The sequence below is a fragment of the Brasilonema sp. UFV-L1 genome, assembly GCF_012912105.1.
Taxonomy (GTDB): domain Bacteria; phylum Cyanobacteriota; class Cyanobacteriia; order Cyanobacteriales; family Nostocaceae; genus Brasilonema.
This window is the reverse complement of the sequence record NZ_QMEA01000096.1, coordinates 1-26,968: the sequence shown is the minus strand read 5'-3', so window position 1 is coordinate 26,968 and position 26,968 is coordinate 1. Positions and strand designations below refer to the sequence as shown.

Annotated in this window: 21 protein-coding genes; 12 read left to right on the top strand and 9 right to left on the bottom strand. The window is 42.3% G+C overall.

Annotation, left to right across the window (positions count from 1 at the left end; all coding sequences use genetic code 11):
• Window positions 1-9: 9 nt before the first annotated feature.
• Window positions 10-708, bottom strand: a complete 699-nt coding sequence (locus DP117_RS23720; RefSeq protein WP_169220700.1) for a GNAT family N-acetyltransferase — start codon at window positions 706-708, stop codon at window positions 10-12.
• A 116-nt stretch (window positions 709-824) separates the two neighbouring features.
• Here DP117_RS23720 and DP117_RS23715 point away from each other — a divergent pair, with 116 nt between their 5' ends.
• Window positions 825-1,370, top strand: a complete 546-nt coding sequence (locus DP117_RS23715) for a GNAT family N-acetyltransferase (protein WP_169220699.1) — start codon at window positions 825-827, stop codon at window positions 1,368-1,370.
• Window positions 1,371-1,646: 276 nt separating this feature from the next.
• Here DP117_RS23715 and ilvB read toward each other — a convergent pair whose 3' ends face one another.
• From ilvB to DP117_RS23700, 3 genes are all read right to left on the bottom strand, one after another.
• Window positions 1,647-3,542, bottom strand: coding sequence for a biosynthetic-type acetolactate synthase large subunit (ilvB, locus tag DP117_RS23710; RefSeq protein WP_169220698.1), 1,896 nt, complete (start codon window positions 3,540-3,542; stop codon window positions 1,647-1,649).
• 140 nt (window positions 3,543-3,682) lie between these two features.
• Window positions 3,683-4,924 carry an MFS transporter gene (locus DP117_RS23705; RefSeq protein ID WP_169220697.1) on the bottom strand — a complete coding sequence of 414 codons (1,242 nt, stop codon included), beginning with the start codon at window positions 4,922-4,924 and terminating at the stop codon, window positions 3,683-3,685.
• A gap of 349 nt (window positions 4,925-5,273) precedes the next feature.
• The gene (locus tag DP117_RS23700) at window positions 5,274-5,846 is read right to left on the bottom strand and encodes a hypothetical protein (RefSeq protein WP_169220696.1); all 573 of its coding nucleotides are present in this window, start codon (window positions 5,844-5,846) and stop codon (window positions 5,274-5,276) included.
• A gap of 569 nt (window positions 5,847-6,415) precedes the next feature.
• Between DP117_RS23700 and DP117_RS23695 the strand changes: the two genes are divergently transcribed.
• Window positions 6,416-7,534, top strand: a complete 1,119-nt coding sequence (locus tag DP117_RS23695; protein ID WP_169220695.1) for a ferrochelatase — start codon at window positions 6,416-6,418, stop codon at window positions 7,532-7,534.
• A 124-nt stretch (window positions 7,535-7,658) separates the two neighbouring features.
• Here the strand turns inward: DP117_RS23695 and DP117_RS23690 are convergent, their stop codons facing one another.
• Window positions 7,659-8,204 carry an NADPH-dependent FMN reductase gene (locus tag DP117_RS23690; protein WP_169220694.1) on the bottom strand — a complete coding sequence of 182 codons (546 nt, stop codon included), beginning with the start codon at window positions 8,202-8,204 and terminating at the stop codon, window positions 7,659-7,661.
• A 462-nt stretch (window positions 8,205-8,666) separates the two neighbouring features.
• Here DP117_RS23690 and ftsH point away from each other — a divergent pair, with 462 nt between their 5' ends.
• The gene (gene ftsH / locus DP117_RS23685; protein WP_169220693.1) at window positions 8,667-10,574 is read left to right on the top strand and encodes an ATP-dependent zinc metalloprotease FtsH; all 1,908 of its coding nucleotides are present in this window, start codon (window positions 8,667-8,669) and stop codon (window positions 10,572-10,574) included.
• 92 nt (window positions 10,575-10,666) lie between these two features.
• Here the strand turns inward: ftsH and DP117_RS23680 are convergent, their stop codons facing one another.
• Window positions 10,667-11,473 (bottom strand): M23 family metallopeptidase, encoded by an 807-nt coding sequence (locus DP117_RS23680; protein WP_248277792.1) that lies wholly within the window; start codon window positions 11,471-11,473, stop codon window positions 10,667-10,669.
• 572 nt (window positions 11,474-12,045) lie between these two features.
• Here DP117_RS23680 and DP117_RS23675 point away from each other — a divergent pair.
• A complete protein-coding gene (locus DP117_RS23675; RefSeq protein ID WP_169220692.1) occupies window positions 12,046-12,381 on the top strand; it encodes a hypothetical protein in 336 nt (111 codons plus the stop codon).
• 267 nt (window positions 12,382-12,648) lie between these two features.
• Entirely contained in the window at window positions 12,649-13,038 is a 390-nt protein-coding gene (locus DP117_RS23670) for a hypothetical protein (RefSeq protein ID WP_169220691.1), read from the top strand.
• Window positions 13,039-13,078: 40 nt separating this feature from the next.
• On the opposite strand, the gene DP117_RS23665 is transcribed toward DP117_RS23670, so the two are convergent.
• The 3 genes from DP117_RS23665 to DP117_RS23655 form a co-directional block, all read right to left on the bottom strand.
• The gene (locus DP117_RS23665; protein WP_169220690.1) at window positions 13,079-14,383 is read right to left on the bottom strand and encodes a lipid-A-disaccharide synthase; all 1,305 of its coding nucleotides are present in this window, start codon (window positions 14,381-14,383) and stop codon (window positions 13,079-13,081) included.
• A gap of 229 nt (window positions 14,384-14,612) precedes the next feature.
• Window positions 14,613-16,169: a flavin monoamine oxidase family protein gene (locus tag DP117_RS23660; protein ID WP_169220689.1), complete on the bottom strand. Its 1,557-nt coding sequence runs from the start codon at window positions 16,167-16,169 to the stop codon at window positions 14,613-14,615.
• Window positions 16,170-16,542: 373 nt separating this feature from the next.
• A complete protein-coding gene (locus DP117_RS23655) occupies window positions 16,543-16,686 on the bottom strand; it encodes a hypothetical protein (RefSeq protein WP_169220688.1) in 144 nt (47 codons plus the stop codon).
• Between the two features lie 388 nt (window positions 16,687-17,074).
• Here DP117_RS23655 and DP117_RS23650 point away from each other — a divergent pair, with 388 nt between their 5' ends.
• The 7 genes from DP117_RS23650 (at window position 17,075) to DP117_RS23620 (ending at window position 26,774) form a co-directional block, all read left to right on the top strand.
• Window positions 17,075-21,064 (top strand): magnesium chelatase subunit H, encoded by a 3,990-nt coding sequence (locus DP117_RS23650; protein ID WP_169220687.1) that lies wholly within the window; start codon window positions 17,075-17,077, stop codon window positions 21,062-21,064.
• Window positions 21,065-21,117: 53 nt separating this feature from the next.
• Complete coding sequence (locus DP117_RS23645) at window positions 21,118-21,693, top strand: Uma2 family endonuclease (protein WP_169220686.1); 576 nt, start codon at window positions 21,118-21,120, stop codon at window positions 21,691-21,693.
• 205 nt (window positions 21,694-21,898) lie between these two features.
• Window positions 21,899-23,701: a DUF262 domain-containing protein gene (locus tag DP117_RS23640; protein ID WP_169220685.1), complete on the top strand. Its 1,803-nt coding sequence runs from the start codon at window positions 21,899-21,901 to the stop codon at window positions 23,699-23,701.
• 82 nt (window positions 23,702-23,783) lie between these two features.
• Window positions 23,784-24,359, top strand: coding sequence for a Uma2 family endonuclease (locus DP117_RS23635; protein ID WP_169220684.1), 576 nt, complete (start codon window positions 23,784-23,786; stop codon window positions 24,357-24,359).
• 878 nt (window positions 24,360-25,237) lie between these two features.
• Entirely contained in the window at window positions 25,238-25,726 is a 489-nt protein-coding gene (locus tag DP117_RS23630; protein WP_248277791.1) for a hypothetical protein, read from the top strand.
• A 46-nt stretch (window positions 25,727-25,772) separates the two neighbouring features.
• Window positions 25,773-26,192 (top strand): roadblock/LC7 domain-containing protein, encoded by a 420-nt coding sequence (locus tag DP117_RS23625; protein ID WP_169220683.1) that lies wholly within the window; start codon window positions 25,773-25,775, stop codon window positions 26,190-26,192.
• A gap of 177 nt (window positions 26,193-26,369) precedes the next feature.
• The gene (locus DP117_RS23620; protein WP_169220682.1) at window positions 26,370-26,774 is read left to right on the top strand and encodes a roadblock/LC7 domain-containing protein; all 405 of its coding nucleotides are present in this window, start codon (window positions 26,370-26,372) and stop codon (window positions 26,772-26,774) included.
• Window positions 26,775-26,968: the final 194 nt, after the last annotated feature.

Sequence of the window (26,968 nt, the reverse complement as noted above, 5' to 3'; positions counted from 1 at the left end):
GCGCGGGACTTACGACGAAGAAGTTAAACCAACAAGAGTATCGTCTTCGCTATATGCTAATTGCCACCACGTCGGTTTGTACTTGAGAGACTTTAACAAATGAAAGTGTTCAACAGCATCTTGCTCTGGACCAAGTTTAGCCCGATCATAGGAAATAGAACGATCCAGACTCTGCGACGAAACTTGCATAATAGCCTTAATGAATGCGTCTTCACCAACTTCATCAAGTGAACGGAACGTCAACCGGTTTGATGGCGCTATCTGAGTTTGGGTATCTCTCCACTCGAAGCGGATTGTTTCCCTCTTCAATGAGAAGCCAAAGTTTCTCAGCAACTCAAGTCGTTCCTCCAGAAACCTGGAAGACGGTGATGGAATATCGAGTACATACTCAATGCTTTCGATATCTGGAATTTGCAATTGTGACAAGCTTTGCTGTATAAGATTGCTCCCAACCTCAATGTAGTTGGCGTTCCAAGGTACTTCTAAAACATCCATCTCGAAGGGCTTGTCCAAAGATGGTAAACACCAGTAAGCAATACGCCCGACGAACTCTCCTGCTTCTTCAGCGACAAAGCACCACTCCGGGCGAATGTAGCTTCCTGCCCACATATCTCTCAAATAATTGAGAAAATGCTCGTTTAGATCAGCTCGTTCACTGAAATTAGCGAAGGCTTCCAGTTCCTCGCGGCGAATAGGGCGAATATCCATGATGAATCTCCTAAGACTGTAGCGATAGTTACTTGTTGGCTGAAAGTCATCATAGGTATCACCCCCTAAGCAAAAATAATTATAATTACCAGATTGATATTATATCATCTTGGATCATGAGTATAAACAGTTCTACAGATTTTGCGCTGGAAGCTGGTTACTCAGCAAGGCGACTAGAACCAAATGATGAAGAAGTTCTTCAGCAGCTCTACGAACAGTGTACAGACTTTGCTAATCTTACAGAAGGGCATCCGCCCTCACCTTCTGCTGCTCATGAGGAATTTCTCGCTGTTCCTGAAGGGAAAACTCTACAGGACAAATTTATGTTTGGTTTTTTCGACGTGCATAACGTCTTGGTGGGATTAATCGAAGCAATTCGGCATTATCCTGATGACAGAAGCTGGTGGGTGGGGTTGATGATGCTTGCTCCCCAAGAACGAGGCAAAGGTTTAGGCTCTAAGTTTTATAAGGCTTTTGAGCGTTGGGTATCCGCGCAGAAAGCGCAGCAGGTGATGCTAGCTGTGATTGAAGAGAACGAACAAGGATTTCTTTTTTGGAAGAAAATAGGATTCGAGGTGACACGTAAAACACCACCGAGGCAATTCGGCAAAAAAACGCATATGCTCTACGTTATGACAAAGACTGTAGAAGTATCCGACTAAATAGCCGAGTCATATCAAATCCGTTTGTATCGGAATGATTTCTCCTTTCTCTCTCCCTGGTGCGTTCTCTGTCTTGGAAAGCTCTGAGCCTCGCTCCTTTGAGGAGCTTACGCGCTTCGGAGGAAACCTCCGCTCATACTTTTCGCTGCTTCCTCTGCGGTTTTTTAATTATTCAGACTCAACCGGAAACGATATCAACAAGATGCTGCGGAGTGAATAAAGATATAAGGGTGAGCATTGCCCACCCTACATATTTATTCATGAATCACAATCGTTCTACAACTTAGTCCCGCACTCAGGGCAGAAATTGTTATTAGGCGCATTTTTCGCACCGCAGTTGCTGCAATAAATTGGCTCTAGTGAAGCTTTCTTTGGCTGACGTGGTAAGCCAACCATTTGAGCATTGCTCTTTCCAGGAGCTACCATTGGGTAACAGTTTTCGTCTTTGGTGACATGAGCGTTGACGATAACTGGACCATCATGTGCTAGCATTTCGGCGATCGCATCCTTCAATTCATCACGGTTTTTAATCACCATGCCCTTGATGCCATACGCCTTTGCCAAAAATTCAATGTCTGGCATTCCCACTTCCATATTCGAGCATGAATAACGCTCGCCGTAGAAAGCTTGTTGCCATTGGCGCACCATTCCCTGCCAACCGTTATTTAAAATAACAGTCTTGACATTTATACCATATTGTGATGCTGTTCCCAGTTCTTGTAAATTCATTTGGAAACTGGCATCACCGCTAATACAGATGACTTCTTCGTTGGGAAACGCGACCTTAGCGCCTATTGCTGCAGGTAAACCAAAACCCATTGTTCCTAAACCACCACTGGAAATCCAGCGCCGGGGACCATTTTTCAGGAATTGTGCCGCCCACATTTGATGTTGACCGACATCTGTCGTGTAATAAGCGTGGGGTGCTTGGCGACCAATTTCTACAATCACCTCTTGCGGTGACATACTATCAGCATGATGTGGTACTTGTAGAGGATATTCTTCCTTCCAGCGGTTGATCAAATTCAGCCACTCTTGCGTTTGGTTTGGTGTATGCTTGACACTCTTTTCCTGACACCGACGTAACAAATCAATCAAAACTTTGCGTACATCACCGACGATGGGTACATCTGGAACGCGGTTTTTACCAACCTCTGCAGGGTCGATATCGATGTGAATGACTTTAGCGCGCTGAGCGAATTCATCCAACTTACCTGTCACGCGGTCATCAAATCTTGCACCGACACAAATCAGTAAATCACAATCTGTGACAGCAAAGTTCGCGTAAGCGGTGCCGTGCATTCCCAACATTCCTAAAGAAAGGGGATGATGTTCGTCAAAAGCACCGATCCCCATCAACGTTGTGCTGACGGGGATGTTAAATAACTCAGCTAATTGTTTGATTTCCTCGTGTGCGCCTGAGGCGATCGCACCTCCACCCACATACAACAATGGACGACGACTTTTACGAATCAACCCGATAGCTGCACAAATCTGCCGTGGATTTCCCTTCACTGTGGGACGATACCCAGGTAACTTCACTTTTCCTGGTTCCACTGGCACATAGTCAAATTCTTCAAGCGCCACATCCTTGGGAACATCAATCAAAACTGGTCCCGGACGCCCGGTGCTAGCGATATGGAAGGCTTCAGCAACAATTCGCGCCATATCTTTGGCGTCACGCACGACATACGAGTGCTTGACAATTGGTAGCGTAATGCCGTAAATATCAGTTTCCTGAAATGCATCCGTACCAATCACTGCCCGTGAGACTTGTCCGGTGACAATAATCATCGGGATCGAGTCCATATAAGCAGTCGCTATACCCGTCACCAAATTCGTTGCTCCAGGACCCGAAGTTCCAAAGCATACTCCTACCTTCCCCGTAGCACGGGCGTAACCGTCGGCGGCGTGTGCTGCACCTTGTTCGTGTCTGACCAAGATGTGCTTTATGCCATCACCAGCAGCTTCTACTTTGTACAAGTCATCGTAAATTGGTAGGATTGCGCCACCAGGATAACCAAAAATATACTCAACGCCGTGTCGCTGGAGACTATCAAGTAAAGCAAAACCACCTGACGCACGTCTGGGCGTTACGACTGGCGAGATAGAAATATTGGAGATGCTCTGATTTACAGTTTGTGGGAGACTAATTTGAGAAGGCGAGCGCACAGTCAAACCTCACGCAATAGCTAAGTTAATGCTGAATCTTGGTAGTTAAAACTTCATTGTAATTTAAAAGCTTAATAAAATCGTGACAGTATTTTCTGTAGAAAGTAGAAAACTTATTTTAGAAAAACATCTGGCAACACTCATCGAGTATTTTGCCAAGTCCAAACGCCTACAGATACCACCACAAGACTCATGACCACAAGCACGACTCGCAACCCAAGAGCATCAGTAATTGGACCAGTGATTGCCAGTGGTACCGAAAGAGCGATGTTAGCAGCATGATTTTGAAACCCAAACACTTTACCATGCATTGTGAGTGGTGTTTGCTGTTGAATCAGAGTTTGCATTGGTACGCCAATGAAAGCAGCTCCTATACCCAACAATGTACAAAGTGCAAAAGCGATTAACAAGTTGTGGGTAAAACTGAACACTGCTAAAACCAGCGCCATAATCGAAAATCCAATTAAGGACAAGGGCTTGCGGTGAAGTTTATCACCTTCGTGACCTAAAATCGCTGCTCCCAATACCATACCGACCCCAGCTGCTGCTAAGAAAAAGCCAAATTGTTTTCCTTGTAAGCCAAACTCTTTTGCTAATCTAATAGCCAGTACTGTTAGCGCTGCAAATACACAATACAAAGTCGTCAGTTGCAGCATGGCATTCAACACGAGACGGTTTTTCTTGAGATAGCGCAAACCTTCTTTAAAATCTGCCCAAGGATTGATGACTGGCTGAGTGTTGTCAAAAGAGACGTTGTCTTTAAAGTTAATGGGTTGCATGATGCCCGCAGACAACACGTATAATCCCGCGACGATAACTTCTTGACCATATTCTGCTCCGATTGAGTTTTTCGCAAAACTCAAGATTGGTTCTCCTATGGCAAAGCCAACAATTAAAGCTCCCATCATTGTGCTGCTAAACAGTGCATTCGCTGTCATCAAATTTTCTTTTTTTACCAATAGCGGAATCGCAGCTTGCTCAGCGGGTGCAAAAAACTGCGTCACAGTGGAGATGGCAAAAGTGAGTAGCAGCAGAATCAGAAAATCTCGTGGTAAAAGAGGAATACACAGCGTTAATAGCCCGCGTACAATATCAGAACCAACCATGATCAGCTTTTTTGGAAAGCGGTCAACAAACACACCGCCAGCAGAACCAAATAAAATCGCTGGTATTGTAAACGCCACCATTAACGTGGAGTACATCGAGTTTTGCGCCAATCCAGCAGGAGCTGGATAGTTTTCAAGCAGAGCAATGACCAAAACAAAGAAGACTTTATCTGCTAATTGGGATACCAATTGCCCAATCCACAGTAGCATGAAACCACGGTTTTTGAGAACGGCAATAAATCCTTTATTAACGGCACCAGGTTCAGTTGGAAACATCAGAATCTTTTAGGATAAGGACTAGGGGGAGCTTTTGAGCAGGGGAAGTCAGGGAAGTCGGGGAAGCTGAGCCAAGAACCCTATGTCCACCAGGACACGCACAAGGGACGGGAGCAGGGGAAGCAGAGGATATATTCTGTCTGTGCGTCGCTCTCAATCTTTCACCAGTCCCCTCAAGCCTATGTCTTTGCGACATGCTACTTTGAACGTCGCAAAGTACAACAGCCCAAGGTGCTGGTTCATCGCGTCTGACAATCTACGCGTCTTCCTCATCTCCCTCATCTCCTTCACTCCCTTATCTTCCTCATCTTCCTTTACTCACTCCTGCTTAGCAAATCTGTTTTCCGGACTAGTTATCTTCATAACGCCTTAAAAGCAACTGTAAAAACTCAGCTGCACTGAGGCGCTCTTTAGGCAATGATTCACCCAAGCTAGAGTTTACCCAGTAGCCTTGTACAGTTTGGGGCGATCGCCACATTTGGTGATGCTCAACAGCTGGATCTGCATAAAAATTATTTTCCCCACTTCCCAGTACAGAAGAACTCCAGTGGGTGAAATAATCATGACTCATCCGATGGATAGGAAAATTTCCCCATACAGGTACTCCCCATCCATCTATAGCAATAAAAGCTTTGACATAACCGCCAATTTGTTGCCATTTATGAGCAGCGAGTATTGCCCCAACAACACCAGCACTAAAGCTAATGAATACAACTGGCGATTCTATCCTATCCTGTAAGTGTTTGTGTAAAAATTGCAATATATGAAATGCTGATAAAGCTAAACCACTCTCACCTGGAAATATCAGTAAATCTACTTCGTTTCGATTTTTTGCTTCATCTCTAACTCTCTCCATACACCCTGATAAAAAACATTCAGTTAAGACTGACTCATGAATTCCAGGGCAAATAATTATACTCATTTATCTCTTGTTTTCAAAGTTTTTACTTGATTTTTTGCATTTTTACTGTCGTAAATATAACATTTATTTTTCATTCTCTTAAGGACACATAACCTTCGCAATTCAAACACTCAAAATGTACCCGAAGAGCACAGTTTAATTTTGAATCAAGCGCGGATGGTGGTTTGTTTTTCTTTATCATTCAGGACTTACGCAAAACTTACCCGGTTTCTACCAAAAATCGTCTGTTTTGCAACCAAATACGAACGAAGAAATCGAGTTTTTAGCAGATGGTGCCTTAGTCCAATAAATCACTCAACACAGTAATTACAGTCTATCAAGCGTGACATAATTTACGAAACAAGTATGTGCCGCCCCTCAAAAGTGATTGTTTTGTCTATTGCGTTCGCTCCTCAATAAAATCTCTTGACTTTTTATCCCATCCCCCTGGATAGGATAAAATTTTACGAGTATGGAAAACAACAAAGCTCAAACAGTGCTGAGTCATGAGTACCACGTTCACAATCGAAATGATCAAAGGACTCATTGCTCAAAATCCAGAACTTTTGAAGTTGTATTGAGGAACTATTGTGGTTGCTACACCAGAAAAATTACAGTCAACACATGAGCAATTGCTAAATCAACACCGAGTCGCAGTGTTACTCATGGGTTACGGCGAAGTCGAAAGCTACGAAGATTTCGCTAACTATAATGAACAAGCGCTAAATCTACTGACAGCCAAATTTGCACCCGTCCCTACCTGGATTTATCCACCCCTAGCACGACTTTTGGCATTATTTGATCGTCATGAGTGGGGACATCAGCACCATGATTTTATTTCTCCACACAATGCCATTTTTGAAAAACAACGCGCTGGGATTGAAAAACATCTACAAGCCAAGTGGGGTGAGGGTGTTCAAGTTTTTAAAGCCTTCAATTTTTGTGCTCCCTTCCTACCCAAACAAGTACTAGCAGAAATTAAAAACCAAGGTTTTGACAAAATCCTCATTTACCCACTGCTTGTTGTAGATTCTATCTTCACCAGCGGTATTGCCATAGAACAAGTCAACAACGCTTTATCCGAGATGGCTGAGGGTAATGAACACTGGGTTAAAGGACTGCGCTATATCCCGTCGTTCTACAATGAAACAGCTTACATCGATTTGATAGCGCATTTAGTCGAAGAGAAAATTACAGCTGACTTAGCCAGTGCTTACTTACCTTCTCAAATTGGCATTGTGCTGATGAACCACGGTTGTCCACATAAAGCCAAAGGATTCACCTCTGGAATTACTGAAAGTCAAATACTCTACGACCTCGTACGAGAGAAATTAATTCACTGCTACCCTCTGATTTCTATCGGATGGCTCAACCATGATACACCCTTGATTGAATGGACGCAGCCAAATGTTGAACAAGCAGCACAAAACCTGATTCAATTAGGTGCCAAGGCAGTTATATTTATGCCAATTGGTTTTGCTACAGAAAACCACGAGACTCTCCTAGACGTACACCACATCATTCATGCGTTACACAAAAAGCATTCTGATGTAAACTACGTGCAAATGCCTTGCGTTAACGACCATCCTGAATTCTTAGACATCGCGGCTCAGTGGGCAAATGCTCATATTGGCGAGTTACTATCAGAACAAACTGTGGCTGTTAATCCCCAGTTAGCTGTAGCGCATCATCATCACCATCATCATTAAAAAGTAGGGTGGGCAACGTTTTGCCCACCCCACTACTGCTAGCTGATTCTAATTAACACCTCTCAACTTGCGAGTGTTGTCAACCAAACTTGGAGTCAGATTAATTTAGCTACAAAACTTACGCTTATTCCACTCCTCTCAATTTGCGTGTATTCTCAACCAAACTTTTCGCGAATTGGTCTAACCTTTGAGAAAGTTTTTCGTCTACAAGTTTGCCTTCAGGACTAAAAGCTTTCCAGGCTTGCCCAATTGCTACTTGTTCAGGAATAGACCATGCATGAACCCATCTGAGAATAACTCTCAAGTCATTCAGTGCATTGTTGTTAGACTGCCCTCCTAAGATGCTGATGAATCCCGCAACTTTACCTGCTAAATGGTCAAAACTCATCAAATCAAGAGCATTTTTCAGGACACCGCTAACGCTACCGTGATACTCAGGTGTCACTAAAATTAAGCCATCAGCACGGGTAAAAGCCTCTTGCAGCCGTTTAACATCTGGGTAATCTGGATATTCGTCTCCCCCATCGCAAAATGGTAAGTTCATTTTCCGTAAATCCAGAACTTCTACTTCTGCACCCAGTTCTTGTGTTTTCTGAGCAGCTAATTCTAAAGCCATTTGGCTATAAGAATCTGGTCTTAAGCTACCAGCAATGCCTACTATTCTTACCATACTCAAGTCAAAACCTCATAACTATCTTCAATAAAAAGTTTCTTCAATAAAAAGTTTCACACCCAAAAGAGGGAGTCTTGTTAAAGCGTAATCATTACGACTATGATTTTAGTATAGCGATTTGTGACATAATGTGGCAAATTCCAATTGGCAAAAAATTTTATGCTATGGAGTGAAAAATATAGCTTAGATAATATGTAAATGTAAAAGTGTACTTCAAAAAGCTCTTGAGCAAAGAGTCTAACCAGCAAGGAATCCCAAGCCTCCAGTTGTGCGTCTAAAACAAACAGAAAAATTTTCCGCCAACAGACGCACTCATGGGCATAGCAAGGAAAAACTTAGGAATGGTTTTTTTGGAAGCTACACTAGAGGATTAGACACCCACCAATTTCTACTCTCGTAGAGGAAAAGGTATAGAAATGAGTGCTCGAGCTGTTGAGCGGTAAACAAAGGGTAAATATTATGAAAAATTTTGAGAAAAAGACACTAAAGAAACAGCAGTCTACAAAGCGTACAGCTTTGACAGGAGCGCTAGCAGCTGGTTTAATCATGTTGCCAGGAATGTTAGGACTAGCTCCAGCACTCGCGCAAAAAGGAGAGCGCGATTCTTCCTTATCCTATGGCGACTTAATCACGAAAACTGAAAACAGAGAAGTCGAAAGAGTAGAGCTTGATCAAGCTGATCAGATAGCAAGAGTTTATTTAAAAGGACGCAAGGAAGGTGAACCACCAATACAAGTACGGCTTTTGGAACAGAACACTGAGTTAATTAATAAACTCAAAGAAACAGGCGTTAGTTTTGGGGAAGCTCCCTCCGCCAATAGTAGAGCGGCTTTAGGACTCTTGCTCAATCTGGTGTGGATCTTACCACTGGTTGCTTTAATGTTATTATTTTTACGGCGCTCGACAAATGCCTCTAGCCAAGCGATGAACTTTGGTAAAACCAAAGCTCGCTTCCAGATGGAAGCAAAAACCGGAGTAAAATTTGACGATGTTGCAGGTATTGAAGAAGCAAAAGAAGAACTGCAAGAAGTCGTAACCTTCCTCAAACAACCAGAAAAATTTACTGCTGTAGGCGCACGCATTCCCAAAGGAGTACTCTTAGTCGGACCTCCAGGAACAGGTAAAACACTTCTTGCAAAGGCGATCGCCGGAGAAGCAGGCGTACCATTCTTCAGTATTTCCGGCTCAGAGTTTGTAGAAATGTTTGTCGGTGTGGGTGCATCCCGTGTGCGTGATTTATTTAAAAAAGCAAAAGAAAATGCTCCCTGTCTGATATTTATCGATGAAATCGACGCCGTAGGACGGCAAAGAGGTGCAGGTATCGGTGGTGGAAACGATGAGCGCGAACAAACCCTCAACCAACTGCTCACCGAAATGGACGGCTTTGAAGGTAACACTGGTATTATTATTATTGCAGCCACCAACCGTCCAGATGTTCTGGATACAGCGTTGCTTCGACCAGGACGTTTTGACCGACAAGTCATTGTCGATGCACCAGATCGCAAAGGACGTCTGGAAATTTTAAAAGTCCATGCGCGTAACAAGAAAGTTGATCCATCTGTTTCCTTAGAAGTGATTGCTCGCCGCACCCCTGGTTTTACAGGAGCAGATTTGGCAAACTTACTCAATGAAGCCGCAATTCTGACAGCACGTAGACGTAAAGAGGCGATTACACAACTAGAAATTGATGATGCTATTGACAGATTGACAATCGGACTCACCCTTAATCCCCTATTGGATAGCAAGAAAAAGCGGTTGATTGCTTATCATGAAGTTGGACATGCTCTTTTGTCTACACTTCTAGAAAACGCTGATCCTTTAAACAAGGTGACAATTATTCCCCGTTCTGGTGGAGTTGGTGGTTTTTCTCAGCAAATTCTCAATGAAGAAATGATTGACAGCGGACTTTATACTAAGGCTTGGCTGCACGATAATATCACCATGACTTTAGGAGGAAAAGCCGCAGAAGTAGAGGTCTTTGGCGAATCTGAGGTCACAGGTGGAGCGAGCAACGACCTCAAAGTTGTGACAAACCTTGCTCGTAAAATGGTCACTATGTATGGTATGTCAGAATTAGGGTTAGTCGCTCTGGAAAGTCAAAGTAGTGACGTTTTTCTTGGTCGAGATTGGATGAATCGCTCTGAATATTCTGAGGAAATGGCGACTAAGATTGACCGACAAGTACGAGCAATGGCAGTTAGTTGCTACAAAGAAGCTCGTCGTATTATAAATGAAAATAGAGCTCTTGTAGATCGTCTTGTCGATTTGCTTGTGGAACAAGAAACAATAGAAGGCGAACAATTTCGCAAAATTGTCGCCGAATATACCCAACTCCCAGCGAAACAACAATTAGTTGTATCTGGCTAATCAGTTATCAGTTATCAGTTATCAGTTATCAGTTATCAGTACTTGTTATTCATAACTTTGATAACTGTTTACTGTGTACTGTTTACTGTTGATTAATATCCAAAATCGCTTATAGCTTTCGACTCCTCTATGATGACTTGCGACTGTTGAGGAGTCCATCCCTGTGGTGAACTCCTTGTGATCTGCTGTTGGGAGAACATTTCCCGAAGAACCATTGCTGGATCGACATATCGTTTAGCATACTTGAGTCCCCAATGAAGGTGAGGTCCTGTAGTTCGTCCGGTCATCCCTACCCGCCCAATTCTCACTCCAGCACTGAGTTGCTGACCTTCCCAAATTTGGATTCCACCTGCTCTATCTATAAAATAATGGCGACCATCTACGGTTTCAACTTGTCCTTCCATATGACAGTAGGTGTGTTCCCATTCGCCCGATTGAATGACTATGTAAGTTCCGCAAGCATCGCGATCGCGAACCTTAACAACAGTACCTGTCCACCAGTTGCGAATGTAACTCCCTTGTGGCGCGGCGATGTCCAAGCCACTGTGAAACTCTAGATTTGAACCACCAGTCGCAGAGGGACGGTAACCAAATGCGGATGTATATGACCGGAAATTTTCTACTGGGAAAGATGCTGCTAACCAATTGTTAGCTCTTGCTATCTGTTGAGTGTTTAATTCCACAGATGGTTTTGGTTTGGGCTTGTGAACATTTTCTAATGGTTCTACAGGAAAAGAAGCTGCTGACGGATGATTGAGAGTTGGTCTCCTATTGGAGTTCAATTCTACAGCTTCAACTGTTTTTAATTTGGTTAATAGAGTGAGAAAACTGACAATACCTAATCCTAGTATAGACACGCTGACTATAGAAAGTGCTGCTGTTTGTCCCCACTTACTCATTTTTTAGTCCTCTAGCTGTTATACATATCCGTAAATTGATATAAACTTCAGGCAGAGCAGAGGTTTAAATTTTGATTACGGATTGACATTTGCTTTTGTTTCCGAGCACCCTATACAACATGAGAAAAAGCGTATATTTTTTGCTTATTCATCGCAATACACTTACCTTGAAAAGGTTACGATGTCAAGCCATTTGCCCAAAAGAGTATTATTTGAGATATTTAGATGCGGATTTAGTATAAAACGATGGAAAAACTATAAAAATAGCTCATACTTATGCTAATCTAGTTTTTGAAATGAATATAAAAGTAAAACTTATTAATCAAAACAATATTTAAGATAGTTATCGGCTAAATCCTCGACTTAGTAATCCATACGGAATACAAGATGGAGAGTTTACAGCTGTTAAAGCCAATTAAACATTGAGTCCCAAGCTACGCAAAAAAAATGGTAATTACGCTGGGAACCGGATACAACGGTTTATATGTAGGCTATTTATTACACAGCACAGAAGCCTTCAAAAAACGCAGATTTAAAAAATATTACATTTGTTGAATGAGGTTTTATACAACATGAAACTTATTAAGCCTTATGTTCATTTGTTTATTTTAGCGAATACTAGCGTTATTTTCCTTGGTTTTCCTCTTCAAGCTAGAGCTGAATGGAGTATTATTGGTTACGATGATATAGAACGTCCGATATATATAAATACTGATTCTATCTATATAAAAGGTAACTTACGTAGTGCTGAAATTAGACATGCAGGTTTTGGGCGTGCGCTCTTTGTGGTAAATTGCAAAACAAGTGATTATTACATTCAAACCAACCGAGGAAGAACAACAGGTTATGCGGCACCAGGAACAGTTTCTGGGATTGTAGCAGAAGAAATCTGTGAAAACTACAGGTAGTTATTGTGGCTACTTTATTTTGCCAAGGGAACACTTTCAGCCGATATTGTGATCTCGATAACAGAACTTGTCATGCAAATTGAAGCTTATAGTTGCTTTCCAAAAAAATACAGGTGTAGTTGATACCTTTGATATCACGTATGATGAAATACTAATAGTGTAAAAGTTGCAAATGAAGTCAAAATGTTGTTAAGTTAATCCTTATAATCAATGTAAGAAATTAATTTAGCTTTACGAAACCCACGCTGCACAAGACTGCCACAAACTATGCTGACTGAAATATTGCCTTTGGGCTTTGAGTTAGACACAATCGCGATCGCCGGAGCAAGTTTGTGGTCTTTGGCGCTGTATCTTGGTTTTTCCCCAGTCAGCGAATGGGTGATACAGCAATTGAATCGTTGGTTTAATTTTGCCGAGCGATCGCTCTACACGAGTCAGTCAGAATTTGAAAAAACAAGAAAGGCAAGAGAATCACAAAATGCTTTTTACGCCTCACTTTTCAGTATCGTGCCCTTTCTGGTCATTGGTGCGTTACTCAATTGGGGAGTGGAAATCAGCTTAGGTCGCAGTTGGGCAATTAGCATGGGGATACTTGCTTGTATGGGTTGCGGTGTGTATGAACTGGGACGAAGAGATGGAGGTTCTTCTGGAGAGTAGGAACAAAACAATTCAAAATTCCAAATTCTTCACTCGTGTGCTACTCTTGTTTGCCTAATTCTTCCTCGACTAAAGTTGCTAGCTTTTGAGCTGCACCAGATTCACCTCGGATGCTTTGCAATTTTGCTCGTATTTGGTCTAACTTTTCTGGATGATCCAGAAAATCTAAAACCATCTCTCCAACTTCTTGCGCTTGAAGTTTACCTACCAGTTCTGGAACGACTTCTTCTTTTGCCCAAATATTCGGCCATGCTAATAAGCCTTTACGTTGTAAAAATAGCCAGTTAATTAACTTCGCAAAACCAGAACCAACTAAAGGCAAATTTGCCAACAGCGCAGGTAAACCATCCCACGATCTCATCGCATCGAGTTGTTGTGTTGGTAGCAAAACAATCATTGGTACAGCTAAAGCACCCAGTTCAGCAGTATTTGCCCCGACTGTTGTTAGGCAAAGGCAGCACTGAGATAATAAATCGTATGCTGGCGTCTGAGTCCACAGTTGGACACATAAACCTGTTCCTGTCTTCAGGAAAGGACGCTCTGAATGAGTGCCGAGTTTTGAGACAATCAAAGAAGCACCACTAAAACCAAAAGTTTGAACAAAAGAGTTTTTTTGTGAGTCAGCAAAACTCGCTAAAGTTTCTAAATCCAAAGTCGGGGCGACAGGAATGACAAACTTAGTTTCTGGTCTTTTTGCATGGACATATTCCGCAATTGCCAAAGTTAACGGAACCCCTTGCATCAACTTTGACGGCTTTGAACCAGGAAGTACGCCAATCAGTTCAATTCCAGATTGGAGATTAGTAGAACAAAGCAAAGATAAAGGAGTACTTGCTTCCCCTACCTCCTCTGCTTCCAAACCCTGGGCTTCTTGCATCAAATCTCCCACAACGCTAAATTTGTGGGCAAATTTCTGAGGAATACCCTCAGCAACTGCTGGTTTCATGATTCCAAAACGGTCAATCATGCTGTGCCAACGTGCATCCCATTCAGCGTAGACAACGGTGCGATACCTTAGCCTTTTGCCGATGACAACAGAAAAAAACTGATCTCCACCCAGGAAAACAACGACACCGCGATCGCGCCAGTCCCAATTCTCAAATGTCTTTCCCCAAAGCAAGAACTGCCAAAAATGTTCTGCTGCTTGCACTCGGTCAACTTCGGGATAAGATCGGGCAATATCTGCTTCTTTGCCACTGGAGTTTGGACAGGGCGACAAAACCACAGAAATTCTTATTTGATTTCGGTCATTTCCTAGTTGTTGGCGCAATTGCCTAACGACTGGACGTACCCAAGTTGTTACTTCTCCAGGACCGTTTGAGAGAATCAGAATATCAGCACTCATGAGTCAATACTCAATAGTCAATAGTCATTAGTCAATATTTAGCAGGTATTTAGTTCCCATTTTTGGGTGGAAGCAGAATTGTCTTCAGTACGGTGAGTAGGTGTTTCAACAAACACTACTCAGCCCTAACTAAGTACAACATTGCAGAGGTTCGTATCGTAGTTGGGCTAAGCGCGCACTTAGCCCAACTACAAGCTTTTATTGCGATAGAAATTTATGAAATGCAGTACTAAGCCAGAGCATTAATTTTAGAAGTGACCAAACGTGCTGATTCAAAAGCACCAGCCATCCATCCTGTCAAGTAGCTCAGATGCTCTCCACACAAATAAATATTGCCATCGGGTTCGTTGAGTCTGGGATAGTACTTCTGTCGTGCCTCGTCTGTGTACTCTGCCCAGCCACCCAAGCTGTATGGGATTGTTGGCCAATAAAGTGTGAAGCCGTTCTCAAAATCATTTCTGTACTGCGGATGAATGTTGCTGCCTTGTTCCAGTGCTAAAGCGAGGCGCTGATCTGGAGACAGAGGTCCTACCTTGGTGTCATCAAATTGGTAATAGCCGAGGATAATTCCTTTATTAGATAAGTAACCCTCTGACGGATACCAAATCTGAAGAATGTCCTGATTGGTCCAAGTAATGCCGCCGAGGATGTCTTCGTCTTCCTCCCAGAAACGGCGTCTGAACTGCAAGCCACATTTACCTGCTCGTGCGTAGAAAGCAGCAACGCTGGTAATTGCCTCTTTCAACTCGCCAGAAAAGTCTGACGGGATATCCTTGAGTACTGGTAGCGGAATGGTGCAGATGCAGTAGTCGCCTGTGATTTGTTGGTTTGTACCGGAGCCATTTGCGTACACGATGCTAACGCCGTTGGGTGTCTTACGAATCTCTTTGACCTCTGATTGGAAAGCAATTTTATTGCCGACTCTACGTTCAAGGGCTTTGGCTATTTGATCCATTCCACCAACTGGCTGCAGCATCGTCATCTGTTGCTGCCAATTCCATTCGTAAGATTCGTAACCGGCAAATCCTAATTGAATTAACGCACTCAAATCGTAGGGAGCGGATTGTGTGCCTGGTTGCAAGCCAGCACTTGGATAAGTCGTAAAGCCACGTCGGCTCGAACCTTTGTAGAACAAGTCTGGAGATAAATTTCCATACTCTTTAAGAAACTCAACTAGTTTTTCTTTGTCTTCAGTTGTCAAAGGTGCGTTAATTGCATTCTGGTTCACGGCTTTAGCCAGCAGTTCTGATATGTAGCCACGCATATCAGTTATGGCTTCGCGGGCACGGACTTTTTGACCCGACAGGGGACCTGCGTTCTGAACGTTGTAGTAATATTCTCGTCGGTTTATGTTTGTTTTCACCTCAACCGCAACACCTAATTCCCGGCAGTAGTCTATTGTGACGTGTTCCTGGGGAATGCGAGCAGGACCTGGATTAAAGTACAAGCCTGAATCAAATTGAACTGTTTGCGTTTGTCCTAGAGTATCAGTAAAGCGATCTCCACCTCGAAGTGTCCAGCACCGACCACCAGCACGTTCACGTGCTTCAAGGATGGTGCAGTCATAACCAACTTTGCCCAACTCATAGGCACAAGTCATTCCCGCCAAACCTGCACCAAGAATAATGACGCGTTTGCCTCTCCCGTTTGGTTGTAACCGAAATGAACCTCTTTGTGATGGACTCTGTGCAGTTGCTGGTTTTTCTAACAAGCCCAAAGCTTTCATCGCCGCGTAGGCTGAACCACCAGACACAGCAACAGTTGTGATAAAATCTCTTCTCTTCATAGCCACTCCTCACGAGAAAACCCTGGTATCAACTATTTCTTTGTGTTGATTAACCCTTGGGAAGGATATCAACGCCCACTCAATAACTTCTGGCTAAATAAACCTAAAGCTTATAAGCTAATTAAGATTGGAACTTACATATTGACAAAAGTATAATTACAGCAATTTGTTCGTGCGTGAGGTACAGAACCTAGACTTAAAAGCTAGCTATGAAGGCTGTTTTGCTCCTGACTTCTGAATTCTGCTGTATGTAATTTTCTCAATAGAAAGTAAGCTTAGAAAGTTTTCCTTCTACGTTCCTAATAGATATCAGCCAAATCAAGTTATGCACCTCTTCATATACAAGGCAAAACTGAATAAGTGTAAGTAGTGATTAGTTATAAAATACCATTAAATAACTACGTAATATAACGTAATAAATAGAAAAGTGCCCTCGCCAAAGACACTGAGCTTTGGGCGATCGCTTTGCTGCTGCCAAAAACAGATCGCGAATGCCCAAAGCCTCTAGTTCATCCATTTTGTTCAAAATGCCAGTATTGTGACTTTTTGCTCACGCAAAAGTTTTCCACCAGGTATAAGTTAGTTTTGACTAACAGCTGCCCACCTTTTGTCTATAGACACTCATAGAATACACAAGGTGGTGAAACTAGAGCCGCAAATTTATGAAGTTATATAAATTTGTATTACTTATATCTGAGTAATTACTTTGCTAATGTGTCAACAATTTTTACAAAATATTTCTCTTTTTATATCGTTTTGTGTCAGATGAGCGATAAAATGCCCACTGGGCAAGCATTTTCTGATAAAAATCTCATATTGCCGAACAAACAAAGTCATCATTAGGCAAATTTTGCCTACATATTACTTTACAAAACGAGAACACGCATCAAAGGAGCCGAGGAAGCATGTTCACTCACGTCAAGTCCACCATTAGACATATTGCGCCTGATAATTTGCGGGGGCGTCATTTAATTAAGGTGGTCTATGTCGTGTTAGAGTCCCAGTACCAGAGTGCATTGTCACAAGCGGTTCGGGAAATTAACCAAAATCATCCCAATCTGGCGATTGAAATCAGTGGTTACTTGATTGAAGAACTCCGAGACCAAGAGAACTACGAGGAGTTCCAAAAGGATATGGCAACTGCCAATGTCTTTATTGCCTCGCTGATTTTTATAGAAGACTTAGCACAAAAGTTAGTCGCAGCAGTAGCACCATATCGCGATCGCCTGGACGTTGCCGTTGTGTTCCCCTCAATGCCCGAAGTTATGCGCCTAAACAAAATGGGCAGCTTCTCCTTGGCACAATTGGGGCAATCTAAAAGTGTCATAGCACAGTTCATGCGCAAGCGCAAGGAAAAATCCGGCGCTGGCTTCCAAGATGGAATGCTCAAGCTGCTGCGGACACTGCCGCAAGTGCTCAAGTATCTGCCAGTAGATAAAGCACAAGACGCTCGCAATTTCATGCTTAGCTTTCAGTATTGGCTGGGGGGTTCTCCAGACAACTTGGAAAACTTCTTGCTGATGCTAGCTGATAAGTACGTCTTGAAAAATAATGTAGAAACGAAAAATTTCGCATCCGTACAATACAAAGCACCAGTTGTCTATCCTGATATGGGGATATGGCATCCTCTAGCACCGACAATGTTTGAGGATGTTAAGGAATACCTCAACTGGCACAACAGTCGTAAGGATATCCCCAAGGATTTGAAAGATCCGTTAGCACCTTGTGTGGGGTTAGTGTTACAGCGGACACACCTTGTGACTGGTGATGATGCTCATTATGTAGCAATCGTGCAGGAACTCGAAGCTATGGGCGCGCGAGTTCTTCCAGTGTTTGCAGGAGGTTTAGACTTCTCCAAACCTGTGGATGCGTACTTGTACGAACCGACTACCAAAACACCCCTAGTGGATGCCGTTGTATCCTTGACAGGTTTTGCTCTGGTAGGTGGACCAGCACGCCAAGACCATCCTAAGGCAATTGAGTCACTCAAGCGGTTGAACCGTCCTTACATGGTAGCGCTACCTCTGGTGTTCCAAACAACAGAAGAATGGCAAGATAGCGATTTGGGGTTACATCCAATTCAGGTAGCGTTACAAATTGCGATTCCTGAATTAGATGGCGCAATTGAGCCGATAATATTGTCAGGACGGGATGGAACAACAGGGAAGGCGATCGCCCTACAAGACCGCGTGGAAGCAGTCGCACAACGCGCCCTCAAATGGGCGAACTTGCGCCGTAAGCCGAAGTTAAACAAGAAAGTTGCCATCACCGTTTTCAGTTTCCCACCCGATAAAGGTAACGTCGGAACAGCCGCATACCTGGATGTGTTCGGCTCAATTTATGAGGTGATGAAAGCCCTCAAGAACAACGGGTATGATGTGCAAGACTTGCCAGAGTCTGCCAAAGAGTTGATGGAAGAAGTCATTCACGACGCGCAGGCGCAGTACACTAGCCCTGAACTCAATATTGCTTATCGGATGTCGGTTCCTGAGTATGAAGCACTCACACCTTACTCGCAACGGCTGGAGGAAAACTGGGGACCACCTCCCGGACAACTCAACAGCGATGGACAAAACCTGCTGATTTATGGTAAGCAATTTGGTAACGTCTTCATCGGTGTTCAGCCCACCTTTGGTTACGAAGGCGATCCCATGCGGCTTTTGTTCTCGCGTTCTGCAAGTCCGCACCATGGTTTTGCTGCTTACTACACTTATCTGGAACAAATTTGGCAAGCTGACGCTGTGCTGCATTTCGGAACTCACGGTTCCTTGGAATTTATGCCAGGTAAACAGATGGGGATGTCTGGAGAATGTTATCCAGATAATTTGATTGGCATGATTCCCAATCTTTATTACTATGCAGCAAATAACCCCAGTGAAGCGACAATTGCCAAGCGTCGCAGCTACGCGGAAACAATTTCCTACCTCACTCCTCCAGCAGAAAATGCTGGGTTGTACAAAGGTTTGAAGGAACTGAGTGAGTTGATTGCTTCTTACCAAACCTTGAAAGATACTGGACGCGGTATTCCGATTGTCAACACCATTATGGATAAATGCCGGATGGTGAATCTGGATAAGGACATTGTTTTGCCAGAACAGGATGCCAAGGATATAACTGCCGAAGAGCGCGATAATATTGTTGGCTCAGTTTACCGTAAGTTGATGGAGATTGAATCGCGATTGTTGCCTTGTGGATTGCACGTAATTGGGAAACCACCTTCGGCCGAGGAGGCGATCGCCACTTTAGTCAACATTGCCAGCTTAGACCGTCAAGAGGAAGAAATTCAAAGTCTGCCCCGCATTATCGCCAACAGCATAGGGCGTAACATTGATGAAGTCTACCAAAACAGCGACAAAGGTGTTTTAGAAGATGTTCAGCTGCTGCAAGACATCACAATGGCAACCCGCACTGCAGTTTCCGCCCTTGTGAAAGAGCAAACCGACTCAGAAGGACGAGTTTCCTTTGTTTCCAAGCTCAATTTCTTGAACATGGGCAAAAAAGAACCTTGGGTAGAAGCACTGCACAAAGCAGGTTATCCTAAGGTAGATGTCGCAGCGCTGAAACCACTGTTTGAGTATCTGGAATTTTGCTTGCAGCAAGTCTGCGCTGATAACGAACTGGGCGCATTACTCAAAGGCTTAGCAGGCGAGTACATCCTTCCTGGTCCTGGTGGCGACCCCATCCGCAACCCAGATGTCTTGCCCACAGGTAAAAATATCCACGCCCTCGACCCCCAATCCATCCCCACAACGGCTGCTGTACAGTCGGCGAAAATCGTTGTAGACCGATTGCTGGCGCGTCAGATGGCAGAAAACGGCGGTCAGTATCCCGAAACCATTGCTTGTGTGCTATGGGGAACCGACAATATCAAAACCTACGGGGAATCCCTGGCACAAATTATGTGGATGGTTGGTGTACGACCAGTTCCCGATGCCTTGGGACGAGTGAACAAGTTAGAATTGATACCTTTAGAAGAGTTAGGACGTCCCCGCATTGATGTAGTCGTCAACTGTTCTGGTGTCTTCCGCGACTTGTTCATCAACCAAATGAATCTGCTAGATCAAGCGGTGAAAATGGCGGCGGAAGCAGATGAACCACCATCAATGAACTATGTCCGCAAACATGCGCTTGAACAAGCAGAGGAAATGGGAATCAACCTGCGGCAAGCAGCAACTCGCATCTTCTCCAATGCTTCTGGTTCCTACTCGTCCAATATCAACTTGGCGGTAGAAAACAGCACTTGGGAAAGCGAAGCTGAGTTACAAGAAATGTACCTCAATCGCAAATCCTTTGCTTTCAGTGCCGATAACCCAGGTACGATGGCAGAATCCCGAAAGATTTTTGAAAAAACCCTGAAAACTGCTGAAGTCACTTTCCAAAATCTTGACTCATCCGAGATTAGCTTGACGGATGTTTCCCATTACTTCGATTCTGATCCTACCAAGGTTGTTGCTAGTTTGCGGGGTGATGGTAAAACACCAGCATCCTACATTGCAGATACCACTACAGCAAACGCTCAAGTGCGTTCTCTATCAGAAACCGTGCGTTTAGATGCCCGTACTAAATTATTAAATCCCAAGTGGTACGAAGGAATGCTGTCTCACGGTTATGAAGGTGTGCGGGAACTCTCCAAGCGCTTGGTAAATACGATGGGTTGGAGTGCAACCGCTGGCGCTGTGGATAACTGGGTTTATGAGGACACCAATGAAACCTTCATCAAAGATGAAGCAATGCGGAACCGCTTGCTGAATCTCAATCCTCATTCTTTCCGCAAAGTTGTTTCCACCTTATTGGAAGTTAATGGACGCGGTTATTGGGAGACAAGCGAGAGTAATTTGGAATTGCTGCGCGAGTTGTATCAGGAGGTTGAAGACCGGATTGAGGGAATAGAATAGTACTTGTAAGGCAGGCAATATGCCTGCCTAAATTCTCCATCTTAAATCCCCCTATGAATGCCCTAACAGTCAATCTCAATCCCGTAATTGAACTGACGGACGAGCAATTTTTTCAACTATGTCAGGCAAACCGCGATTTGAGGTTTGAACGCACTGCAACCGGAGAATTAATTATCATGCCACCCACAGGGGGAGAAACGAGCAACAGCAACGCAGGATTAACTGCTCAACTTTGGCTATGGAATGAGCAAGATAAACTAGGTAAAGTTTTTGATTCTTCTGGTGGTTTTAAACTGCCCAACGGCGCGGATCGTTCCCCTGATGCTGCTTGGGTGAAACTGGAACGCTGGAATACACTGACTCAAGAACAACAAACCAGATTTCTGCCACTTTGTCCTGATTTTGTAGTTGAATTACTTTCGCCAAGTGATAGTTTGAAAGTGACTCAACAGAAGATGAAAGAATACCAAGAGAATGGTGCTCTTTTGGGTTGGTTAATTAATCGTAAGTCTCGGCAAGTAGAGATTTATCGAATTGGGCAAGAGGTTGAAGTTTTGGAGAATCCTGATAGGTTGTCAGGGGAAAATGTATTACCTGGGTTTGTATTGAATTTGAAAGCGATTTGGTGATAGTCAGAGGCTGATTTGACCTTGTAGAGAAAGTTATGATTGTCAGTTAACGGGGAGACAAGCGAGAGCAATTTGGAATTGCTGCGTGAGTTGTATCAGGTGGTTGAGGATCTGACTGAGTAAGTGTAAATAATTAGGGTGGGCAATTTGTCCACCCTTAAATTTCAATACATTGCAAACTGATAAAAATAACTAAGAATACAGTATGAGTATTACACCCAAAGGAATAAGTATATTAGAACTATATCGTCTTTATAGAGAGAATAATCTTATTGTCAATCGTAGATACCAACGTAAACTTGTATGGACTAAATCTGAGAAAGCATCTTTAATAAAAAGCATCCTTTTAAAATATCCTATTCCACTAATATTATTTGGAAGATTCAAAAAAGATGGAATGGATATGTATGAAATAATTGATGGCATGCAACGATTAAATGCTATTTTTGGTTTTATTGAAAATCAGTTTTTAATTGATGGTAAATTTTTTGATGTTACTAAGCATCCATTAGCTAATGAATTAAGTAATCAAGGAGTATTTCAGCGAATCAAAACTAGCGCCGAAAATTTATTAAATGCTCAAGAGTGCGTAGATTTTTTAGAATATTCTTTAGCCGTTACTATCTATGAGGCTAACAGTAATAAAGAAATTGAAGATGTGTTTAATAGAATTAACTCCAATGGAAAACATTTATCTGCTCAAGAAGTAAGATCAGCTGGAGTTACAAGCAACTTTGCAGAATTAGTTAGATTATTAGCTTGTGAAATCCGAGGTGATGTATCGAGGGAAATTGTTCCTCTCTCAGAGATGCCTGAGATTAGTATTGATTCTAAATCTATTGATTTAGGATATGGAGTTCTTGCAGAAGATACATTCTGGTGTCGTCAAGGTATTATAAGTAACTCAGATTTACGGGAGAGTGCTGATGAACAATTATTAGCAGACATAATACTTTCTATTGCTCTGGTAAAACCGTTTCCAGCAAAAAAAGAAAACTTTGATGCTTATTATGGTAAAGGAGAGACAGATAAATCAGATGAAATAGAATTAGCAGTTACAAGGTATGGAACAGAAAACCTGAAAGAAGATATTAAAACTGTACTATCACACATCAAAAATGCTGTGAATTCAGTTTCATCCATAGACTCAGCAAATGATAAAAACTTTATCAGAAGGATTCTAAGTCGTGATGGAGGAGTTAGCAATCCAGTTAAAGAGCCTTTCTATACTTTATTTATGGCTTTTTATGAGCTAGTCATCAAAGAATCTAAAGAACCTTTTGATTATCAGGGAGTTTTCAATGCTGTCATGGGACTTATGAAAAAAATAGAAGTCAGTTCTACTATTACAACAGATAAAAGAACCAAAAATATCGCTCTTACGAAAGGACTAATTCAGAGTTCTTTTAAACTATCAACATCTACAACTCGTAGTAGTGGCTCCTATGCCATAGATTTAGAAAACTATTTAAGAAGATCAAAAACTGAAGCTCCAAATTATGATTTTAAACAAGGGCTGTTTTCATTAAATCCTCATAATCGGACTTTTGACAACAATTGTTTCGAGAAAATTTGCCAAAATATTGCGGCTATGGCAAATTTAGGCAAAGGTAAAAAAGGATATATATTTGTGGGAATATCTGACAAAGAAAAAGATACTAAGCTGATTGAGGAACTTGATCAAATATCTGCACCTAGATTTTTCCCATTCGGTATAGTCGGAATAGAAAGAGAAGCAAAAATTCAAGGTACAACACTTGATCAGTATATATTGTATATAAGTCGAAAAATTAGAGACTCCAAATTACCTGAATGGCTAAAAACCAGTATTAACACAGGATTAACCCCTATTACATATCATGATCACACAGTATTGATGATTGAAATACAAGCAGGAAAAGATCCTGTATGGTATGATAACAAACTTTACATAAGAGATGGACATGAAAAACAACCTCAAGAGTTATCTGGAGAAAAAATTAGTGCAGTATATAGCTTATTTCAATAACAAGATATTTCTTTAGTAAAAAGAAAGTAATCAATTTTTTCGATAAGATATAATATAATGCCCAATCTCAAATCTCCCCCCTATGACTGCCTTAACAGTTAATCTCAATCCCGTGATTGAACTGACAGATGAGCAACTTTTTCAGCTATGTCAGGCAAACCGCGATTTGAGGTTTGAACGCACCGCTACAGGAGAATTAATTATCATGCCGCCCACAGGGGGAGAAACAGGAAACCGTAATGCTGGACTAACTGCTCAAGTTTGGTTATGGAATGAGCAAAATAAACTAGGTGTAGTTTTCGATTCTTCAACAGGTTTTAAACTTCCTAACGGCGCGGATCGTTCCCCTGATGCTGCTTGGGTGAAACTGGAACGCTGGAATGCACTAACTCAAGAACAACAAACAAGATTTCTACCACTTTGTCCTGATTTTGTAGTTGAATTACTTTCGCCAAGTGATAGTTTGAAAGTGACTCAACAGAAGATGAAAGAATACCAAGAGAATGGTGCTCTTTTGGGTTGGTTAATTAATCGTAAGTCTCGGCAAGTAGAGATTTATCGAATTGGGCAAGAGGTTGAAGTTTTGGAGAATCCTGATAGGTTGTCAGGGGAAAATGTATTACCTGGGTTTGTGTTGAATTTGGAAGCAATTTGGTGATGGTGAGGCTGAACATTTATGGCTACGAATCCGTTTTTGACCTTGTAAAGAAAGTTAAGTAGCTAAACATAATTAATTACACAATGTCCGCAGCGAACCCAGCGTAAGCGCAAAGCGCCCCCGCAGGATTTACCCAACCCCAAAAGGGGCGCTGCGCTAACGCTATCGCAGTTTCCCATCTCAACCGGGTTGAGTAGATTCTTTATCATTAGTTACAATTCTTAACTAAATTTTAATATCACTGGACATTTCCGGATAAAGTCTTGATGTTTGAGTGACGACACTTCAGGCATTCAGGCTTAACAGCAACCGTATTGGGTTAAACTGTCTCTCAATTCGCGCTCCAGAATCATCCATTTATGGATCAGATTTGTAAATTTCCACAGAATTTCTACAGAATCTTTTTGTACAAAACAATATAAGTGTAGAATTAGATACAAATTGACTCTCTAGTTAGAGATTTGAGAAAGTAACAACGCAAAACACCTCGACTTTGGTGAAGAGGTGTAACATGATAATCTAAGTAGGGTGCAAGTGAATGAACCGAAAAATCTCCTGAATAAAATTCAGGACTAAGAGCAATGCATCTATCTACAAGTTGTGTACGAATATAAGAGTTTTCAATTGGGTGCAATACATCAAAGTAATATCAAGGCTGTAACTGGCAATCAAAAGTTACAACCTTGAGATGAGAGAACATGGCATATGCATCTCAGGCAAAATGACGTGAAGTTCCGCATCATTAGATACGATGAACGTCCGGTAACATCCGGTTCTCAAACAGAATGTCGCAGATATACTGAGGCTGTATCTGTAAAATATTAGTCTCAACTTGGAATGCAAAAACTCAAATTTCACTGCAAACAGTAAACAAGGCAATGTCAAACAACATGATAGCAACTTCCAATACTCTCAGACCCATGCTAGGGGATTTTGTCAGTGTGATGGACTATAAAGCTTTGCTGGAAGGTATAGAACACAACATAGGTACTAAGGCTGCTGCAACACTTATCACTGCGGCAGGTCGTACCTACGGCAAGAAAATTGCCATACGACTTGGGGCAACAATGGAAACACAAAATCTTTCAACTGTATTAAAACGCCTGAACATAAACTTAGGCTTAGAAGGAACACGACTCTGCGTTATTGAAGAAGTCTTTCAACAAGGAGACTTTATTAAGGTAAAGGTGGTCGAGCCAGTCGAAATGTCTGGTGAAACCGACGATTCAAAGCGTTTGTGCCCATTTACCCTTGGTGTACTGAGTGGTTTTATCGATACTATTATGCAAAAACGCCACCAGGGGCGACAAGTCACTGTTGATGAACAAGCAGATATTCAAACAGAGTTTGAGTTCATACCCCTTTGAAATCAGAGCAATCTCGCGATAAGTAAGTAGATAAGGAATGACGACAATGGCAATCGATACTGATAAGATATCTGTAGTTTTACGAAACTTTGTTGGTTCTGTTAGCAATGTTCAAGGTGCCGTTATTTCTTCTTCGGAGGGTTTACCACTGGCATCTTACTTACCCAGTGAAATAGAAGATGAGAGAGTATCTGCCGTCTCTGCCACACTGTTATCTATGGGAGAGCGTGTCTCGTCTGCGTTTAACCAAGGCGTTGTAGAACGAATTTACATCCAAAGTAATAGAGGTTTTAGCATCCTAACCTCTAGTGATGCAGATACAGTGTTGTTCGTACTAGCTAATGAAGATATTAAACAAGGGGTACTACTTCAGGAGATCAATCGCATCATCCCAGAACTTAAACATGCCGTAGATGGCGGTAAAAATTGGAGCAATTCCGTTAGCATAACACGCAGGAATACGTGATCAAAACCGTACTGTGGTTACTAGATGTCAGCAGATAATAGCTCAATAGTTGAACAGTCTGGAACTGAGGTAAGAACCTAGTCAAACGTCAATGACTCACATGGTTAATGAGTATAAAATTTTGCTGACTTTTTTTGATTAAGTATTTTCTTGAAGGATAGATAAACAACTACGACAATGGCAATCAACACAAGCAAACTGTATACAATTTTGCAAAACTTTGTTAGTTCTGTTAAAAACGTTCAAGGTGCCATCATTGTTTCCTCAGAAGGTCTGCCACTAGTATCTTACTTACCCAGTGTGGGAGTTGAAGATGAGAACGTATCTGCCCTATCTACGATAATGTCATCTATAGGAGAGAATATTTCATCTGAGTTCAATCAAGGCGTTGTAGAACAAATCTACGTTGAAAGTGAGAAAGGTTTGAGTATCCTAAGCACCTGTGGTGTGGATGCTATGTTGTTCGTCATAACTAGTGAAGTTAATAAAGGTGTACTACTTATGGAAATCCAGCGCATTATTCCAGAAATCAAAGCAACTATGGAAGGTAGAAATTGGGGTAACTATATCGGAGTCAGTTAAGATATGTAATCTTGATGACCAGAACAAAGCAGGAAATAGGATAAAAGAAGAACCTCGATTTTGCCAACCCATAGGCTAGAAGCCTGCGGCTAGACAAACGAAGCGTGGGCTATGCGCTATGCCTTCGGCACAGGTGCGTATAGCGGTTGAGCAGTAAGCCTTAAACCTAAGTAAATCTTGGCAAAACTACTTGC